The organism is Candidatus Gullanella endobia (assembly GCF_900048035.1).
In the GTDB taxonomy this organism is placed as follows: domain Bacteria; phylum Pseudomonadota; class Gammaproteobacteria; order Enterobacterales; family Enterobacteriaceae; genus Gullanella; species Gullanella endobia.
Genome location: NZ_LN999832.1, coordinates 46,044 through 64,507, shown reverse-complemented (window position 1 = coordinate 64,507; position 18,464 = coordinate 46,044). Strand labels below are relative to the sequence as shown.

The 18,464-nt window shown below is 31.8% G+C and carries 17 protein-coding genes; all 17 read right to left on the bottom strand.

The annotated features are described in order from the left end of the window. Nucleotides 1–222 precede the first annotated feature (222 nt). Nucleotides 223–591 (bottom strand): 50S ribosomal protein L7/L12, encoded by a 369-nt coding sequence (gene rplL, locus FVIR_RS00210; RefSeq protein ID WP_067497407.1) that lies wholly within the window; start codon nt 589–591, stop codon nt 223–225. Nucleotides 592–663: 72 nt separating this feature from the next. Continuing rightward, nucleotides 664–1,161, bottom strand: a complete 498-nt coding sequence (gene rplJ / locus FVIR_RS00205; protein ID WP_067497404.1) for a 50S ribosomal protein L10 — start codon at nt 1,159–1,161, stop codon at nt 664–666. A 313-nt stretch (nt 1,162–1,474) separates the two neighbouring features. Then, nucleotides 1,475–2,179 carry a 50S ribosomal protein L1 gene (gene rplA, locus FVIR_RS00200; RefSeq protein ID WP_067497401.1) on the bottom strand — a complete coding sequence of 235 codons (705 nt, stop codon included), beginning with the start codon at nt 2,177–2,179 and terminating at the stop codon, nt 1,475–1,477. A 10-nt stretch (nt 2,180–2,189) separates the two neighbouring features. After that, on the bottom strand, nt 2,190–2,618 hold the full coding sequence (gene rplK, locus FVIR_RS00195) for a 50S ribosomal protein L11 (RefSeq protein ID WP_067497398.1): 429 nt from the start codon (nt 2,616–2,618) through the stop codon (nt 2,190–2,192). A 142-nt stretch (nt 2,619–2,760) separates the two neighbouring features. After that, a complete protein-coding gene (nusG, locus tag FVIR_RS00190) occupies nt 2,761–3,306 on the bottom strand; it encodes a transcription termination/antitermination protein NusG (protein ID WP_067497395.1) in 546 nt (181 codons plus the stop codon). Between the two features lies 1 nt (nt 3,307). Continuing rightward, nucleotides 3,308–3,691, bottom strand: coding sequence for a preprotein translocase subunit SecE (secE, locus tag FVIR_RS00185; protein ID WP_067497392.1), 384 nt, complete (start codon nt 3,689–3,691; stop codon nt 3,308–3,310). 185 nt (nt 3,692–3,876) lie between these two features. Beyond that, on the bottom strand, nt 3,877–5,061 hold the full coding sequence (gene tuf / locus FVIR_RS00180) for an elongation factor Tu (protein ID WP_067497389.1): 1,185 nt from the start codon (nt 5,059–5,061) through the stop codon (nt 3,877–3,879). 70 nt (nt 5,062–5,131) lie between these two features. Further along, on the bottom strand, nt 5,132–7,237 hold the full coding sequence (fusA, locus tag FVIR_RS00175; RefSeq protein ID WP_067497386.1) for an elongation factor G: 2,106 nt from the start codon (nt 7,235–7,237) through the stop codon (nt 5,132–5,134). A 97-nt stretch (nt 7,238–7,334) separates the two neighbouring features. Next, on the bottom strand, nt 7,335–7,805 hold the full coding sequence (rpsG, locus tag FVIR_RS00170; protein ID WP_067497383.1) for a 30S ribosomal protein S7: 471 nt from the start codon (nt 7,803–7,805) through the stop codon (nt 7,335–7,337). 96 nt (nt 7,806–7,901) lie between these two features. Further along, nucleotides 7,902–8,276: a 30S ribosomal protein S12 gene (rpsL, locus tag FVIR_RS00165; RefSeq protein ID WP_067497380.1), complete on the bottom strand. Its 375-nt coding sequence runs from the start codon at nt 8,274–8,276 to the stop codon at nt 7,902–7,904. A 130-nt stretch (nt 8,277–8,406) separates the two neighbouring features. Further along, the gene (gene tusB / locus FVIR_RS00160; RefSeq protein WP_067497377.1) at nt 8,407–8,694 is read right to left on the bottom strand and encodes a sulfurtransferase complex subunit TusB; all 288 of its coding nucleotides are present in this window, start codon (nt 8,692–8,694) and stop codon (nt 8,407–8,409) included. Nucleotides 8,695–8,711: 17 nt separating this feature from the next. Further along, a complete protein-coding gene (tusC, locus tag FVIR_RS00155) occupies nt 8,712–9,077 on the bottom strand; it encodes a sulfurtransferase complex subunit TusC (protein WP_173636979.1) in 366 nt (121 codons plus the stop codon). Between the two features lies 1 nt (nt 9,078). Further along, complete coding sequence (tusD, locus tag FVIR_RS00150) at nt 9,079–9,471, bottom strand: sulfurtransferase complex subunit TusD (protein WP_067497374.1); 393 nt, start codon at nt 9,469–9,471, stop codon at nt 9,079–9,081. Between the two features lie 995 nt (nt 9,472–10,466). Next, nucleotides 10,467–11,255 (bottom strand): FKBP-type peptidyl-prolyl cis-trans isomerase, encoded by a 789-nt coding sequence (gene fkpA, locus FVIR_RS00145; protein WP_067497371.1) that lies wholly within the window; start codon nt 11,253–11,255, stop codon nt 10,467–10,469. 2,454 nt (nt 11,256–13,709) lie between these two features. Continuing rightward, on the bottom strand, nt 13,710–14,744 hold the full coding sequence (gene trpS, locus FVIR_RS00140) for a tryptophan--tRNA ligase (protein ID WP_067497368.1): 1,035 nt from the start codon (nt 14,742–14,744) through the stop codon (nt 13,710–13,712). A gap of 432 nt (nt 14,745–15,176) precedes the next feature. Further along, nucleotides 15,177–15,848 (bottom strand): ribulose-phosphate 3-epimerase, encoded by a 672-nt coding sequence (rpe, locus tag FVIR_RS00135; protein ID WP_067497365.1) that lies wholly within the window; start codon nt 15,846–15,848, stop codon nt 15,177–15,179. A gap of 2,072 nt (nt 15,849–17,920) precedes the next feature. After that, entirely contained in the window at nt 17,921–18,442 is a 522-nt protein-coding gene (gene aroK / locus FVIR_RS00130; RefSeq protein WP_067498609.1) for a shikimate kinase AroK, read from the bottom strand. Nucleotides 18,443–18,464 lie beyond the last annotated feature (22 nt).

Genomic DNA, 18,464 nt, shown 5'->3' with positions numbered 1-18,464 from the left:
TTTATTTCTATTATTTTTTAAATTAATTTTTATTGAACTTTTGAGCTAGAAGGTTTGATATGTAACATAATATATCAAGTTTTCAATAGAAAATATTAAAGCTAATTAGTAATTAAATAGTGTAAAATACTACTAATTCCTTATAGAGCAAAAAGGCTGGTGATAAAAAATCACCAGCCGTTAGCCTAATTCAGGCTGTAAGCTGAAACTTGTAAAATTAATTCATTTAACTTCAACAGAAGCACCAGCTTCTTCTAAAGCTTTTTTTAGTGTTTCAGCGTCATCTTTGCTTATATTTTCTTTTAAAATAGCAGGTGTTGATTCAACTAAGTCTTTAGCTTCTTTTAGCCCAAGACCGATAATACTACGCACAGCTTTAATGACGGCAATTTTGTTCACACCAATTGTGCTAAGAATAACATTAAACTCAGTTTTTTCTTCAACAGCTTCAGATGGTTTACTTTCAGAAACAGTAACAGTAGCAGTGCTAGAAACACCAAATTTTTCTTCCATCATAGAAATTAGTGCAGCTACATCTACAACAGACATTTCTGAAATTGCATCTAGAATTTGTTCTTTAGTAATAAACATAACAAGTGTTCCTAAAAAATTCAAAAAAAAAGTATTTGTATATTTGCAATAATTTTAGAATCAAATCAGTATTTAAGATGTATATTTATGATTATACACTGCAAATAATACACGAACTAGTTTTCCTACAGAAGCTTCTTTCATAACCAACATTAATCGGATAATTGCTTCTTCATAAGTTAAAAGAGTAGCTAGACGATCTATCTGTGATGCCAAAATAACTTCGCCTTCAAAGGCTGCAGCTTTAATTTCAAAATCAGTATTTTCTTTAGAAAAAGCTTTAAACAAACGAGCAGCAGTACCTGGATTTTCTTTAGAAAAAGCAATCATAGTTGGACCAATAAACATGCTTTTTAAGCACTCAAAAGGAGTACCGTCAACGACGTAGCGCATTAACGTGTTACGAACAACGCGTATGTAAACACAGACTTTACGACCCGCTTTACGAAGTTCAGTTATTCTGTTTACTGATATTCCACTGGAATCCGCAATAACAGCAGACAGTGCACCCTTGGCTACTTTATTGACTTCATGAACAATTAATTTTTTATCTTGAAGAGTTAATGCCATTAGATTGTACTCCTGAATTTATTGAGATTCACTTAGAACTCACTTCATGTCCTTGTAAAGAAGATAAACATCTAGATACGATAAATAAAATCCAGGAAATAAAATTTTTTATCAAGCTATGTTTCCGTCTATTTAAAAACTGATCGGTATAATACATACCAGTAATTTTTTAGAAGACTTATCTACGTTATATATAAGCTCTAATTAAAAAATCTTATTATGCCAGAAGTTAAAAATAAAAATGTATAACTATTTTTAACTAAATAAGAAATAGTAAATTCTAGACAAATTTAACGCCTACGTAAAGTAATAATTAAGTGGTTATATTAGCAAGGCTATTTTGATCAACAGTGATACCTGCGCCCATTGTAGTAGATAAACTTACTTTTTTAATATAGATTCCTTTATTTTGTGTTGGTTTAGTTTTATTAAGCTCTTCTATTAGAGCTTCTAAATTATCTTTTAATTTACTAGATTCAAAGTTTATTTTTCCAATAGTAGTATGGATAATACCATTTTTATCATTTCGATAGCGTATCTGACCAGATTTTGCGTTTTTAACTGCTTCAGTAATATTAGTAGTTACAGTACCAACTTTTGGATTTGGCATTAGGCCACGTGGACCAAGAATCTGACCAAGTTGACCAACAAAATGCATTACATCCGGAGAAGCAATAAGCACATCAAAATTAAGCTTACCTTTTTTAATTTGATCAGATAGATCATCCATACCAACTATATCTGCACCAGCAACTATTGCTTTTTCCACATTTTCGCCTTGAGTAAACACAGCGACACATACGCTGCGACCGGTTCCATGTGGCAAGACAGTAGCGCCACGAACGTTTTGCTCAGATTTACGAGCATCAATACCAAGATTAATAGCAACATCAAAACTTTCGATAAACTTTGCAGTAGAAAATTCTTTCAATAGTGCTATGGCTTCGTTAATATCGTACTGCTTTTTTAAATCAACTTTATCACGGATAACACGTATACGTTTAGTAAATCTAGCCATTCCTTAATCCTTAATCCTCTACTATTAGACCCATGGAATACGCAGTACCAATAATAGAGCGTATTATCGCTTCTGCATCAGCACCAGTCATGTCAGGTGTTTTAGTTTTAGCAATTTCACGGATTTGTCCGTTGGTCACTTTACCGATTTTATCTTTGTTTGGTTTAGCAGAACCGGATTTAATACCTGCGGCTTTCTTTAACAGAACAGCGGCTGGTGGAGTTTTAGTAAAAAAATCAAAAGAACGGTCGGAATATACAGTGATCACAACTGGAATTGATAATCCTTTTTCAATATTCTCAGTTTTAGCATTAAAAGCTTTACAGAATTCTATAATATTAACACCTTTCTGACCCAGAGCTGGACCTACTGGTGGACTCGGATTTGCCATTCCTGCAGGAATTTGCAGTTTGATATGAGCTTGTATTTTTTTAACCATATTAATTTTCTCTTACTAGTATGATCGCTATTTAAGCGCTATCTTTAAATAAATTTTGCTCATATTAAAGAGGTATAAAAATAAAGATACGAAATTTTCAATTAATTTTTGCTATAAAGAAGCAAGAACTATTGTAAGCGACTCAACCTTTCTCAACTTGACTGAAATCTAATTCCACAGGTGTAGAACGACCAAAGATCAAGACTGATACCTTTAAGCGACTTTTTTCATAATCTACTTCTTCTACCATACCGTTAAAATCGGCGAAAGGACCATTGTTTACGCGAACTAGCTCACCTGGTTCAAAAAGAATTTTTGGCCGCGGCTTATCGCCAATCTGTTGCAAACGGTTCATAATAGCGTCAACTTCTTTATCGCTGATCGGGGCAGGTCTATCAGAAGTTCCGCCGATAAAACCCATTACGCGTGGTACACCACGTAGAAAATGCCAGCTAGCATCGCTCATCAGCATTTTCACTAAGACATAACCAGGAAAAAATTTACGTTCACTTTTACGACGTTGACCACCACGAATTTCAACAACTTCTTCTGTTGGAACCATAACTTCACTAAACAATTCTTCCATATTATGAAGAGTAATATGTTCACGAAGGAACTGCGCTACACGTCCCTCAAAACCAGAAAATGTCTGAATAACATACCAGCGTTTTTTTGAAATTTCGGACATCTTAGAATCTCAAAAGAATAATAAATGACACCACATGAACTAGAATGCTATCCAGCCCCCATAAAATCAGTGACATTAAAATAGTCACTGCGGCAACGATTAACGTGGTATATAACGTTTCTTTGCGAGTTGGCCAAACTACTTTGCGTATTTCATTGCGTGCTTCACGTGCAAACGCAACAACGAATTTGCCCTTATTGGTTATCATAATTATACTACCCATAACAGCGATTATAAGCACGATAAACAATACTCGAACTAGCAAATAGTAATCGCTATAGTAATAATTACAAACGATAACTAAAAGTAACAGAATCGTGATAACTAACCACTTAAGTATTTCTAAGATATATCCTTTTTTTTTAGAGTCAATATTTGTACTCATAAAAACAAAACCTATAAATAACTTGCTGACTCAAAAAGTGTAAGATACTCAAATTTTTCTCTGAATAAGAAAGACAACTTTGTTCTATAAAAGACATTTTAATAATGATCAAAAAATCAATTTAAAATCATCAATGAAATCAGTTCACTCTATTATAGAATATAATAATATCAAAATTTATCGATTTAAGCGATAACTTTAGTAACAACTCCAGCGCCAATAGTGCGACCACCTTCTCGAATAGCGAAACGGAGGCCATCGTCCATAGCGATCGGGGAAATTAAGTTAATAACCATTTTTATATTGTCACCAGGCATAACCATTTCAATATCTTTTGGTAATTCGATAGTACCAGTTACATCAGTTGTACGGAAATAGAATTGTGGACGGTAACCCTTAAAAAAGGGTGTGTGACGACCACCTTCTTCTTTGGTTAGAATATAAACTTCTGATTCAAACTGGGTATGCGGCTTGATCGAGCCAGGCTTAGCCAGAACCTGACCACGCTCAACATCGTCACGCTTAATGCCGCGTAACAGAATGCCTACGTTTTCGCCAGCACGACCTTCGTCTAACAGTTTACGAAACATTTCAACACCGGTACAGATAGTCTTAACAGTATCTTTAATGCCGATAATTTCTACTTCCTCACCCACTTTAATAACACCACGTTCTACACGACCGGTGACTACGGTACCTCGGCCAGAGATAGAAAACACATCTTCGATCGGCAATAGAAATGGTTTGTCAATAGCACGTTTCGGTTCTGGGATGTAACTATCTAGAGCCTCTGCTAGTTCGATGATTTTATTAGTCCAAACTTCATCGCCTTCTAGTGCTTTTAGCGCTGAACCACGTATAATAGGTGTATCATCGCCAGGGAAATCATATTGCGATAGTAGTTCGCGTACTTCTATTTCAACCAATTCTAGTAGCTCCTCATCATCAACCATATCACATTTGTTCATGAAAACAATAATGTATGGTACGCCAACCTGACGACCTAATAGAATATGCTCACGAGTTTGTGGCATAGGACCGTCGGTAGCGGCTACAACGAGAATAGCACCATCCATCTGTGCTGCACCGGTGATCATATTTTTCACATAATCAGCGTGTCCTGGACAATCTACATGCGCATAATGTCGTTTTGAAGTATCGTATTCAACGTGTGACGTATTAATGGTGATACCACGGGCCTTTTCCTCTGGAGCGTTGTCGATCTGATCGAATGCACGTGCATTACCACCATAAATTTTGGCTAGAACAGTGGTAATAGCGGCGGTCAGAGTTGTTTTGCCATGATCAACGTGACCGATAGTACCAACATTAATATGTAACTTAGTGCGTTGAAACTTTTCTTTAGACATCGTTATTTTCCTTAATTTTATGCTGTCATTAATAGATAAAATATGAGATTTTAATCATAAACCTTAAAGTTTATTTAGTTTTTCGAGTTTTAATAATGGCTTGAGCAATACTGTTCGGTGCTTCATTATACTTCAAGAATTCCATAGAATAAAAAGCACGGCCTTGAGTTTGTGAACGTAGATCGGTGGCATAACCAAACATCTCAGATAAAGGAACCTGAGCACGAATAATTTTGCTAGTTGTGCTATCTTCCATGCCATCAATTATACCTCGACGACGGTTTAAATCACCAATTACATCACCCATATAATCTTCAGGTGTTTCAACTTCAACCTGCATTATAGGTTCTAATAAAACTGGTTTTGCCTTGATGCAACCTTCTTTAAAGGCCATAGATCCGGCGATTTTAAATGCCATTTCAGAAGAATCCACTTCGTGGTAAGACCCATCAAAAACAGCAACACGAACATCTACGACTGGGTAACCAGCTAGAACACCACTTTTCAGCTGTTCCTGAATACCTTTATCTACTGCTGGAATATACTCTTTCGGTATTACACCACCAACGATTTCGTTTAAAAATTCATAGCCTTTACCACCAGGCTCTATTGGTTCAATACGTAACCAAACGTGACCGAACTGTCCACGACCACCAGATTGACGAATAAATTTGCCTTCTTGTTTAACAATAGAGCGAATTGTTTCTCGGTAGGCTACCTGCGGCTTACCGACATTAGCTTCTATATTAAATTCGCGATTCATACGGTCGACAAGAATTTCAAGGTGAAGCTCACCCATACCAGCAATGATAGTCTGACCAGACTCTTCATCAATCCAAACGCGAAAAGAAGGATCTTCTTGCGCTAGACGACCTAGTGCTAGACCCATTTTTTCTTGATCAGCTTTAGTTTTCGGTTCTAAAGCAACACAAATAACCGGCTCTGGGAATTCCATACGTTCAAGTATGATTGGCATAGAGGTATCACATAGAGTATCTCCAGTAGTTACATTTTTTAAACCAATGACTGCCGCAATATCACCAGCACGTACCTCTTTAATTTCTTCGCGTTTATTAGCATGCATTTGTACGATACGACCGAAACGTTCGTATCTATCTTTTACTGAGTTTAGTACAGTATCACCTGAATTAATAACACCAGAGTAAACGCGGAAGAAAGTCAGATTTCCAACAAATGGATCAGTCGCAATTTTAAATGCTAGTGCTGAGAATGGTGCTTCATCATTACAATAACGTTTAGCATAAGTTTTACCATCTTTAAGTACACCGTTAATAGCAGCAACATCAGTTGGAGCTGGCAGGTATTCGATGATTGCATCTAACATAGCTTGTACGCCTTTGTTCTTAAAGGCAGAACCACAGGTAACTAAAATCACTTCGTTTTTCAAAACGCATTGACGTAAACCGTATTTGATCTCTTCTTCACTTAATTTTTCGCCGCTAAGATATTTATCCATTAATCTTTCAGATGCTTCAGCTGCAGATTCTACTAGATGTTGGTGCCATTTATTAGCTAATTCAACTAAATTAGTAGGGATATTTTCATAAGTAAAGGTTAGACCTTGATCTGCTTCACTCCAATTAATTGCTTTCATCTTTATCAGATCAACAACGCCAGTAAATTTTTCTTCTGCACCAATAGCTAGCTGAATTGGTACTGGATTAGCAGCTAAACGAGTTTTTAGCTGTTCAACTACGCGTAGGTAGTTAGCGCCAACGCGATCCATTTTATTAATGAAGGCAATACGTGGTACTTTGTATTTATTTGCTTGACGCCAGACGGTCTCAGATTGTGGTTGTACACCACCAACTGCACAATAAATCATTACGGCACCATCAAGCACACGCATAGAACGTTCTACTTCAATTGTAAAATCAACATGACCTGGGGTATCAATGATATTGATACGATGTGAATCAAACTGTTTAGCCATACCGGACCAAAAACAGGTGGTTGCAGCAGAAGTGATAGTTATACCACGTTCTTGCTCTTGTATCATCCAATCCATAGTGGCAGCACCATTATGGACTTCACCAATCTTGTGGTTAACGCCTGTATAGAATAGAATACGTTCAGTTGTGGTAGTTTTACCCGCGTCAATATGTGCACTAATACCGATGTTACGATAGCGTGCGATAGGTGTTATACGAGCCATTTATATCCTCAATTACTGTAGCGTTCTTTTACAATATCTGCTTATTAGATACTTGATAAGTATCTAATAAGCAGATTGGTAGTGCTACTGTAGTATATTACCAGCGATAGTGAGCGAACGCTTTGTTGGCATCTGCCATACGGTGAATTTCTTCACGTTTCTTCACAGCAGTACCTTTATTTTCCACTGCATCAGAAAGTTCATTTGCTAAGCGAAGAGCCATAGATTTATCATTACGTTTGCGAGCAGCTTCAACAATCCAACGCATTGCTAAAGTATTTCGACGAACCTGACGGACTTCTACTGGTACTTGATAAGTAGAACCACCGACACGTCGTGATTTAACTTCAACAGTTGGACGAACGTTGTCTAGGGCTATTTCAAAAGCTTCTAAATGACTTTTACCAGAACGATGAACTAATATCTCTATTGCAGTATAAGCTATTGATTCTGCTATTGATTTCTTTCCATCTACCATCAGAATATTCATAAACTTAGCCAAAAGCTCAGATCCGAATTTCGGATCTGGCAGGATTTTACGTTGACCAATAATGCGACGACGTGGCATAAAATACTCCGTTTTTAATTTAGAATTATCAAAAACTTATTAAGTTTTTGATAAAGTTAATAAAACATGTTTACTAATTTTTAATTAGAGAAGCGTTTACGCTTTTTGGTTTTTCATACCATACTTTGATCGGCTCTGCTTTCGGTCTTTAACGCCAGAGCAATCAAGTGCACCACGAATGGTATGATAGCGTACACCCGGTAGATCTTTTACACGACCACCACGAATTAGTATAAGAGAATGCTCTTGCAAATTATGACCTTCACCACCAATATAGGAAGTAACTTCAAGTCCGTTAGTTAAACGAACACGACACACTTTGCGCAGTGCGGAGTTTGGTTTTTTTGGAGTGGTTGTATATACTCGGGTACATACGCCACGTTTCTGCGGGCAAGCATTCAACGCAGGAACGTTACTCTTCACAATTTTTATAGAGCGTGGTTTGTTTACTAATTGGTTAATTGTTGCCATTTAACAAAACTCCTGAGTTTTTGTAAAAACATAATTAATCATTTTATAATGCCTCTAGGAGAAAGTAATAATATAGGAAATTTTATGATCGCTAGGTAAAAGTGTCAAGTAATACACAGCTTATCCTTATTTACCACGCCATATGTTGTATATGTTTTTCGGTTAGCCTAATGAAATCATTATAACTGATTATCGCAATATTATTTGAAAAATAATCAAACAAACCACGGGCGATAATATCATTTTCCAGAGCATAAAGTACTAAAGAAGAAGCACTAAGCATATTTTCAAATAATGAACCATTTAAACCAGCGATAACACCATCGGATAGAAGCAGCAGTTCATCACTAGGTTGAACGATGCGCAGAAACGCTAATAGATCAAAGGCATATGGAGAACGACTTATGGTATATAGCATTATTAGTGAATCCAGTTTTAAAACATCATCACAGCATCATAGGTATTCAAACGTTGGCGCCAATCTTTTGCCGATAACCATTCGACATTCAATACTAAGACAGTGTCGGAATCCATACCTCGCTCTTTTGCTGATTCGGCGCAGAGATAAAATCTATTTACATTATACAGCGAGAGTACGTTAAAAGTAACGACGAAGTTCCGTGCTAATATTTTATCTGCCTGTTGTTTTGGTAACAACAGCAATACACCATCAGCAATAAAAAAAACACCAATATCTTCCGTCATTGCTGAAGTTGTTAGCAATGCATCAAGTCCTTCACGTCCAGCAGATTCGCCATGTGGACCGTGCGTAAAAATAAATGCGATACGATTCATAAACATTTTAGAATTGGATAAAGCGATCGCAAACAATCGCCGCTTGTGCTAGTTGCCCTAGACTACTAAGCTCAAAACCTGTTTGAAGGTTTTCTCCGTTCTGATGAAGTAAAGATGCCTGATAAGTATCTATTACACCACGACGAAGGGCAGCGGCAACACAAACATGTAAATTAACTTGATACTTTTTCGACAAATCTTGCCAAGCGCGTACTAAATCTACTTCATCACTGGCAGGTGTGCTCAAGCGATTAGCATTATATACACCGTCCTGATAAAAAAAGACTGTGCTGAGATAATGAGAATATGACAACAATGCTTGGGCGAACTGTAATGCGCTGCTAGCGCGCTGATTTCCATAGGCTGGGCCTGTAACCATCAAGCAGTAGTATAAGCTCATAGCTCTTATCTCACAAAATTGCTATTTTTAAACTAATTGATATAAAATAAACCATGTAATTAGAAGTATTAAACTTACTTATCCATAAACCTGAGTTAATGATATTATTGATATCAATATGTTTTTATAAACATCGAATATAATCTAGCTATTTTTAATATTTCTGAACATCTTGTAATCAATTTTGATTTTTCTTAGTCATAAATTTCAGTATCTTGCTCTTTGAATAATAAAAAAGCAAAGTTAATACACTAATAATATTATTTATTATTCAGCTTAATAAAAGCTAATATAAACAATAATCTAGTAGTCCTGTTATTCGCTCTTTACGAGCATGAATGTAATATTGAGCATTGAGCAATATTAGAGCGTAATTTTCGGTTAAAATAAAAAGTAGAAGCGAGAAACACTACTGTTATATTTAAAATATAACATATGGCATATTTTAGTGGAAAAAATTTAATATTGGTGATTTAATTACACGATCAGTATTTATTATTATCAATAATAAAATTATTGAATTATAATAAGTTTTTTCAAAGTAAAAGTCAATCTTTTTAAGATTAACTAACTATAAATATAACCATCTAAAAGTTATTATAACAGACAAATATTTTATAAGCTATAGCTTTATATTAATGTTTTTAATAAATCTAATTCGCTAATGTCAGAATAAATAAAAGGATTGTAGAAATATAGAAATAACAATAACAGTTGTAAATCTGTTTAAGCAATATTAATTATATTTTTGTTATAACTCTGCTACTTGGATTTTAATTAATTAAATTTAGTAGAATGCTATTCTTTTGTTTAATATAATTTTTGCTATTTGATGGTAACATCACTTGCCTTATACTTTAAATTTAAGCACAAGTTTACTATAAATAAAAAACACTTATAGTAATAGTACGTAAAAGTTATTTTATAAATATACTTAAAAGCATAAATCAACAAAGATCTATTTAGAATAAAATTATTTATGTTTATCATTTATTTTATTTATCTGCATTCATATTCTCCGGTTCGGTTATAATTGGTCTGATATCTAGTAGTTCTACATCAAATACTAACGTTGAATTTGCTGGAATTCCAGCATCTGGAACACCGGCTTTTCCGTAAGCTTGTTCTGGTGGAATAACTAACTGAATTTTTCCACCTTTCTTAATCTGTTTAAGCCCTTCAGTCCAACCAGGGATAACGCTATCTAGACGAATAAATAGCGGTTCACCACGCTTGTAAGAATTATCAAATTCTGTTTCATCGACAAAAGTACCTTTGTAGTTTACCACAACAGTATCACTATCAGTTGGCATATTGCCAGTACCGGTTTTGTTTATTTTATATAAGATACCGTTTAAAGTTTTTTTTACACCTTTTTCTTTGCTGTAATCAGCTCGATATTTATCGCCCTTAATAGCATTCTCTTTAGCTTCTTTCTCTATTTTTGTTTGAGCAGCGCTCTTCACGCGCGCTTCAAAGCTTTGTAATATTATTTTAATTTCTTGATTGGATAATTTAATTTTGTTAGCACAAGTATCTTGAATACCGGAAATCAGCTGATCTTTGTTTAGTTTAATACCTAATTTTTCTTGCTCTTTTAGCGAATTATTTACATAACGCCCTAAAGAAACGCCTATAGCATAAGAAGCTTGATCTTTTTTATTTTTAAATTTAATTGTCGATAAAGTAGTACTAAGTGCTGTATCGACAGCTAGTATGTTGTTTATATTAAATAAAAATTTCATAGCATAAACTAGTAGTAAGATTTTAATTAATAATTTCATAAATCTTTATTTTCCTAAGTAAGAAATTCTCTAGGATCAATATCAGGTAAATACTATAGTTATAGATATAAATGTAATGCAATCGCTATATTGATTAATGAATTTTTATTTTAAAAAATTTCTTATAATATAATTATATTATGGTTACTTTGATATTATATACTTTATAATGACTTGTAGTATGAAATTTGAATAAAATAAACCAGAATCTAACTGGGTTTGCTCAAATTAAGCAACTATAAAATATGAATAACTCGATGTTTTTATTTTTTTGATGAATATTAAAAGTGGAGCAAGATGAGATAACATCTAGGAAGAGATAAAAATAGTTTTTATTCTATAAATTTTAAAATTTAAAACTAAATTAAATAATAGTATACAAAGATGTAATATCTAAATAATCAATTAATATTTGCATTAAAAAATAAACAAAAATATCCATCTACTACTAAGTAAATTATTCTAGAAGTGATAATTTTTATATAAAAGGTTAAGTTTTATCTATCTAACTTCAATACGGTTCACTAAATCTATTACCTACTCTTTTGCTGTTTTATGTTCTCTATCTGCCATTTGAATCCAATTTTGTATTTGTTATAATCAAAATTGAGTCTATGTATATTTAAACTGAAAATTAATAATATTACTTGTTCTTATTATATCGATCAGATTATTATCCTGTCATTAGATGTAGATATACTTATCTAAGTTATTTAACTAGAATTACTCTTATACTGTAAATACAGTACTGCTATACCAAATTAGATAGGTAGTATTGGTGATAAAATATTTAATATTTCCTATTTTTAAAGTCATTTAAAAATGATTAAGTTTAAATAGTAAAGAAACTCTATTAATATACTAAATGAATCTAACTCATCACTCTGATAGGTATAAATAACTCTATCTAATTCTCTTGACTACACTAAAATAGTTTTATCAATCTATGATTGATGGTAGAAAAGGTTATCACTAGTTACAGTGATAACTCAATTTAATAAATTAAGCTTAGCTATGTTTGATTAACTTCGATTGGAATTATTCTATAATTATTCTATATTAATAGAATATTGTTTTTTAACATATTAATTAGCTAGTTTTTAAAACGTATTAATAGTCATGAGAGTTTTTATAGACTCTATATCTCTTATAGAGAATAACTAACATAGCAGAGGGCACGATTTCTATAACAATAGAATATACCTCTAGTATTTGCATTAATTATCTGTCCATGATTTTATTTATATTTAATAAAACCTGTTAACTATTTGAATCCAGCAAAAATAAAAAATTAAAATTATATGATACATAAACGGATCTATCTACTACTTTAAACCATCTATCGCTATAAATAATAATTTATTTTTCTAAAAAATTGTAGAGATTAAAAATACTTTATATGGCTTACTATAAGGTAGTCTGCTAAAGAATGTATTACAGCGAAACTAAAATTAGCACTAGAAAAAATAGAATTAGGTTAGATGAAAATACAATAAAAATTTTTTCTTACTAATAAAGATTTTAATATAAATAACTAAACCTCTATGATTAGATTTCTTAACCTATAAATATATCAGTTTTTAGTAGTCTAATTTGTTATCAAAAATACATGGACTAAATTCGATATACATTAACAGTACATAGACTATGTATACTATCTGTTAGTAACATGTAAATCTCAGCCGTTCTTTATAGATGTAATACTATAGAGCAAAATTATTTATAAATCAAAATTAAACAGTTGAAAGTTAAATTTTAAATTTCTCGATAAGAGGTAGATAGATGGCACTTGAGATAATATTAACAGTGCAGTAGAGATACTAGTAATTACTATTATCATTAAAATCACATAATTATTATATGATGAGAGAATAAAGCTAGTAACGCAATAAGAGCATTAGATATCTATATTAAATTAAAAGAATTAGCAGACCATAATAATAAATTTATCAGTTATATCAGTATGTTATAAAGTTTAGCACTATATTCATGGAAAAATTGCATAATTCAATTAGGAGCTATCTACATAGCATAGTTACTTATTTTTGGATATTATTTAATCTAATACTTAGACGTCTTGTACACATAGATTTCAATATTTTCATAAGTCATTTTCACTTGTTGTTTTGTAAAATAGGAAATTCTATTAAATTAAATAATACACCGAATTCATTATAAATTGATTTCTTTCAATTTTTTTCAGTATCCAGATGGATTTTAGGTTTGATAAATAATAGTATTAATAGTCTATTCTAGACGACAATATATCTTTATTGTTTTTCTGATGATTTTTATTTAATAAAATATAGCAAATAGTTCTTTTATTTTAAAAATTTGATATAAACTTTTTCGATAAAATAATTAAAGATATTATTAATAGACTAGTAATGTAAATCATGGAGGTAAAACGAGAAAAAATTAAATAAAGTACTATTAACTCGATTATAATGAAATTTACTTAGAGCAAATAGGAGTGGCAATAGCTCTAGATTTAGCTATAAAACCAACGGCTTCATAGACTTTCGATAAAGTAATATTAGCATGAGCTTGAGCTTTTTCTGCTCCGTCACACAGTACTTGAGTTAGATAGGTTTCATCGTCGCGCAGAGCATGGTAACGAGCCTGTAATGTCGCTAGCGTATCCGATAATGTATCAGCTACTGCTGCTTTAAGATGACCGTACATTTTTCCGGAAAATATTTTTTCCAATTCCACTATTGGAGTACTGGTTATACTAGATAAAATGTCTAGTAAGTTAGAAACTCCAGGTTTAGTTATAGGATCATATCGTACTACTGGTGGTTTGTCAGAGTCAGTTACTGCTCGTTTAAGCTTATTAACGATAGACTTATTATCTTCTAAAAGAGTTATAATATTATTACGATTATTATCAGATTTTGACATCTTTTTTAATGGATCTAATAATGACATAATGCGTGCACCAAATTTAGGAATAAGTGGTTCAGGAATAGTAAAAATTTCTCCATACAGCGCATTAAATCGTTTAGCGATATCACGGCTCAATTCTACATGTTGTTTTTGATCTTCCCCAACTGGAACTTTATTAGTTTGATAAAGCAGAATATCTGCTGCCATAAGCACTGGATAATTAAATAGTCCAATATTGATATTTTTAGCATAACGGACTGATTTGTTCTTGAATTGAGTCATGCGACTTAGTTCACCGAGATAAGTGTAACAATTGAGTAACCAACTTAGTTGACTATGTTCAGATACATGCGACTGAATGAAAATTGTACTTTTAGTTGGATCTATACCACAGGCTAGATACAGTACAAGAAGATCTAGTATTGCTTTACGCAGCTTCTTAGTATCATGGCGAGCTGTGATAGTATGTAGATCTACGATACAATAAATACAATCATACTTATCTTGCATATTAACCCACTGACGCAGTGCACCTATATAGTTTCCAATAGTCAGTTCTCCTGAAGGTTGTATGCCACTAAATACAATAGATTTACTCATTTTTAAATGGTCCCGATTAATAAAAAATAACAGTCTAAAACACTAGAAAAACTCGAAAAATAGTTTAAAAATAAAATTTGGATATTTAGCATAATTATTTAATCATAGTGATGATAAACATAGATTATTTCAGCAATTATATTGTCTGACACTGATAAGTAACAGTGTAATAAAAAGTGTAATAAGTATATTGGTTATTATCTCTAATCAGTAAATTTTAAAATGCTAACTAGCTAACTAATTATATATCCATAATCTTAAAATATACATTACTCGATACTACTATCTAGATATAATATTTATTCATTAAAATACAAACGAATAGCGTTTATTTTTAATAAAGCATTAAATTTCAGTATAAAATCGGAGTACTATCGATAAAGTAGTATCAAGGTCAAATATAATATTATAAATATGTTTTATTTAGACATTTCACATCACTCTTATCAATGCTTGACGCATAGCATTGATAACTATTCGATAATCTGGCTGACTAAATATAGCAGAACCAATAACGAACATATCAGCACCTGCTGAAGCAACAGCAGCAATATTATCTATTTTTATACCACCGTCTACTGCAAGCCGAATATTTCTTCCACTACGATCAATAATTTGGCGGGCTTGGCGCAATTTTTCGAAAGTCGAAGATAGGAAAGATTGACCACTAAAACAGGGATTAACTGACATCAATAAAATGACATCAAGTTTATTCATAACATACTCAAGATAGTTTAGTGATGTAGCAGGATTGAAAACAAGTCCAGCTTTACAGCCATTGTCTTTGATGAGCTGCAATGAACGGTCAATATGATCTGATGCTTCTGGATGGAAAGTAATGTAACTAGCACCAGCATCAGAAAAATCTAGAATTAATCGATCAACTGGCTTTGCCATCAAGTGTACATCAATAGGTACAGTAATTCCATAGCGACGTAATGCTTTAAGTACTATTGGTCCCATCGTAAGATTAGGGACATAATGATTATCCATTACATCAAAATGCACTATATTCGCGCCAGCTGAGATTACACGAGCAGTTTCTTCACCTAAGCTAGCAAAATTTGCAGAAAGAATAGAAGGAGCCATTAAATAGTTTTTCATTTATGTTTCCTATAAGTTACTGTTAATCTACGGCGAGGTAAGAGCCTTGCTCAGAGATATAATCCTAGTAGTTAATTCACATTGCTTCTTCTAAAAATATTACTATTGATATTTCGACTTATTATTAAAATGATGTAAAAATATATCGCTATACTGTTTCCGAATCAGTTTAGTATTAACTATGATTAGAAATTAGTACTAGTATCTAGTTTTAATTAGCTAGTTGTTTGGCGATACGTGTTAGCTTTTTTCTGCTTAATTAAGTTAATATCGTTGATATAATATGCTCTAAAGTTTATAGCAACTGAAATCGATATGTAAGATAAATCACAATATTCTATCGAATCCGGCATAGCTCAGAATAAGTTTTATTAATAGTTTTTAAAAAATACTACTCAACTGGTCTTACTGGAAAATCAGTAAAAATTATAACTCTAGAAATAGAGTTTCTATTTCGACTTAAAAACGTTAAATTATTCTTTAAGTTATATTGATAAAAAATCGTTATAGTAATCCTGATTTAAATAAGGAAATAGAAATTCGCGTCGATGAATATCCGTTCAGATATTAAACTTGCTGTGCAGTAGGTAATACACCTAAAGAGATATTATTATCAATGATAATAATATCTCTGGTATCGCAGATAAACTATTCTCTTAATCTTTAATGATATTTAAATGATATTTAATAGATTTATTAAATTATTATTGATCTTAACGAGAATATATCAGTAGTAATTAATATTAAGAAAAAATCAAATAAACATCAAAAAATATTCTATTAGTTAATATTTATAAGGTGATAGCATATATCTTTAGGTATGCTTAATTATTTTTTAATTTGACTAATATTTTATAAAAAGTTACTTTCGCTTATATATTAATAGTTAATTATACTATGTCTAAAATAGCAAAAATAGATTATGTATATCAATATGCATAAAAAATTATCAATACAGCAGATCTAATAAATCTAATAATAGCTAATTTATTTGTTTCGTATAAAGGTCAAATATTACTAACTATGAAGTACTATTAATCCGTAACTCGCAATAGCTTATAGGATAAAAATGATCAAACTAACATTACTTCGAACTAGGTAATAAAAACAAATAATACTTTTACGTAATAACTTATATTTTATTTTTTAAATTCCTCTTACTATATTAAAGAGTAATAGGGACTATTGATTCTAGAGAGCTATACTGTTAACTTATTACTTTGCTGATGTGATAAGATGTTAGTTATATTAACAAGTAATTCTATATTATTGACAAATAATTAATATAATGACTAATTAGATCGAAATTTTAAATTCTTATAGAAGATATCTATACGTATTCACTTACTTGTGCAATAAATAAGAGATTTATTATCATTTATTATCTAAATGATATTCAAACAATGACTATCTTAGAACAGCAAAGCATTTCTACTAATATCGAAAATGAAAATAACTTTTATCAATTTTGTTTATTTTAATTTAAATTTATTTATATTACTTTTTCTATTGAAAAAGATTTTTTAATGCTAGCACACAAAAAATTAAAGAATTTATAATATAGAATTAAATCTTAACAATTTACTCTATCGCATAGAGTCTGCTTCAGACGAAGCTATCTTTAATAGATACATTACTATCACCATTTAAACTGATGTATGAAGAGTGCTGTTGTTATTTAGTTAATATATAGTTATTTGCTATAAACCATATGAGTTTTATAAAAAGCTTTATATGTATGTAACTAAAAACTCAAAAATATCTAGCTATATTGCTACTTTATAGTAACTGCTACGTCTTTTATCCTATCATTAATGATAAATAGGATAGATGTATATTTAATCCCTAGTGCTAAAAATATTTAAAAATCATCTTTAAGATGGTTGAAAAACATTAATAATATGTCTTACATAACAATTAAACTGGATATAAATATAAAGCTCTATCAAGATCAATAACTGCTAATGTAGATTAATATAAAACGCGGGTAATGTTCTTTCTTAACAGGATAATTGAACTGATAGAATAGAACGTTAACTTAATAAAGTTTTGATATTTCATTAATTTAAAAATTAAATACTTTCTAGCATATTAATAATTTTATTAATAATAACTTTCGTACTTTGTTCATCAGTACGGATAGAAATGTCTGCTATTTCTTTGTATAGAAGATTACATTCGTGAGAAAATGTTTCAATAATTTCACGTGGTAAAGCTTCCACTTTCGAGAATGAACGTTTTTTATCGCGATGCATACGAACTAACTGTTTTTCAATGGTAGTTTCAAGATAAACAACTATACCACGAGCAGAGAGGCGATTACGTGTTTCACGCACTTTGATGGAACCAGCACCAGTAGCTAGCACAATTCCTTGTTTTTCAATTAGTTCGTTGATAACTTTTTCTTCTCGATCGCGGAAGCCATCTTCACCTTCCACATCGAACACCCAGCCTAAATCAGCTCCAGTACGTCGCTCAATTTCTTGATCAGAATCGAAAAATTCCATATTAAGTTGTTGAGCCAGTTGACGACCAATAGTCCCTTTACCGGCACCCATAGGTCCAATAAGAAAAATATTACGTTTCTCTGCCATATTTTTGATATTAATAAGATAA

Coding starts and splice junctions, on each gene's coding strand:
- tusB (WP_067497377.1), bottom strand. CDS start 8,694: ATGCTATATACCATAAGTCGTTCTCCATATGCCTTTGATCTATTAGCG.
- tusD (WP_067497374.1), bottom strand. CDS start 9,471: ATGAGCTTATACTACTGCTTGATGGTTACAGGCCCAGCCTATGGAAAT.
- tusC (WP_173636979.1), bottom strand. CDS start 9,077: ATGTTTATGAATCGTATCGCATTTATTTTTACGCACGGTCCACATGGC.
- rplJ (WP_067497404.1), bottom strand. CDS start 1,161: ATGGCATTAACTCTTCAAGATAAAAAATTAATTGTTCATGAAGTCAAT.
- rplK (WP_067497398.1), bottom strand. CDS start 2,618: ATGGTTAAAAAAATACAAGCTCATATCAAACTGCAAATTCCTGCAGGA.
- tuf (WP_067497389.1), bottom strand. CDS start 5,061: ATGTCTAAAGAAAAGTTTCAACGCACTAAGTTACATATTAATGTTGGT.
- rpe (WP_067497365.1), bottom strand. CDS start 15,848: ATGAAAAACTATTTAATGGCTCCTTCTATTCTTTCTGCAAATTTTGCT.
- secE (WP_067497392.1), bottom strand. CDS start 3,691: ATGAGTACAAATATTGACTCTAAAAAAAAAGGATATATCTTAGAAATA.
- rplL (WP_067497407.1), bottom strand. CDS start 591: ATGTTTATTACTAAAGAACAAATTCTAGATGCAATTTCAGAAATGTCT.
- rpsL (WP_067497380.1), bottom strand. CDS start 8,276: ATGGCAACAATTAACCAATTAGTAAACAAACCACGCTCTATAAAAATT.
- fkpA (WP_067497371.1), bottom strand. CDS start 11,255: ATGAAATTATTAATTAAAATCTTACTACTAGTTTATGCTATGAAATTT.
- rpsG (WP_067497383.1), bottom strand. CDS start 7,805: ATGCCACGTCGTCGCATTATTGGTCAACGTAAAATCCTGCCAGATCCG.
- aroK (WP_067498609.1), bottom strand. CDS start 18,442: ATGGCAGAGAAACGTAATATTTTTCTTATTGGACCTATGGGTGCCGGT.
- fusA (WP_067497386.1), bottom strand. CDS start 7,237: ATGGCTCGTATAACACCTATCGCACGCTATCGTAACATCGGTATTAGT.
- nusG (WP_067497395.1), bottom strand. CDS start 3,306: ATGTCCGAAATTTCAAAAAAACGCTGGTATGTTATTCAGACATTTTCT.
- rplA (WP_067497401.1), bottom strand. CDS start 2,179: ATGGCTAGATTTACTAAACGTATACGTGTTATCCGTGATAAAGTTGAT.
- trpS (WP_067497368.1), bottom strand. CDS start 14,744: ATGAGTAAATCTATTGTATTTAGTGGCATACAACCTTCAGGAGAACTG.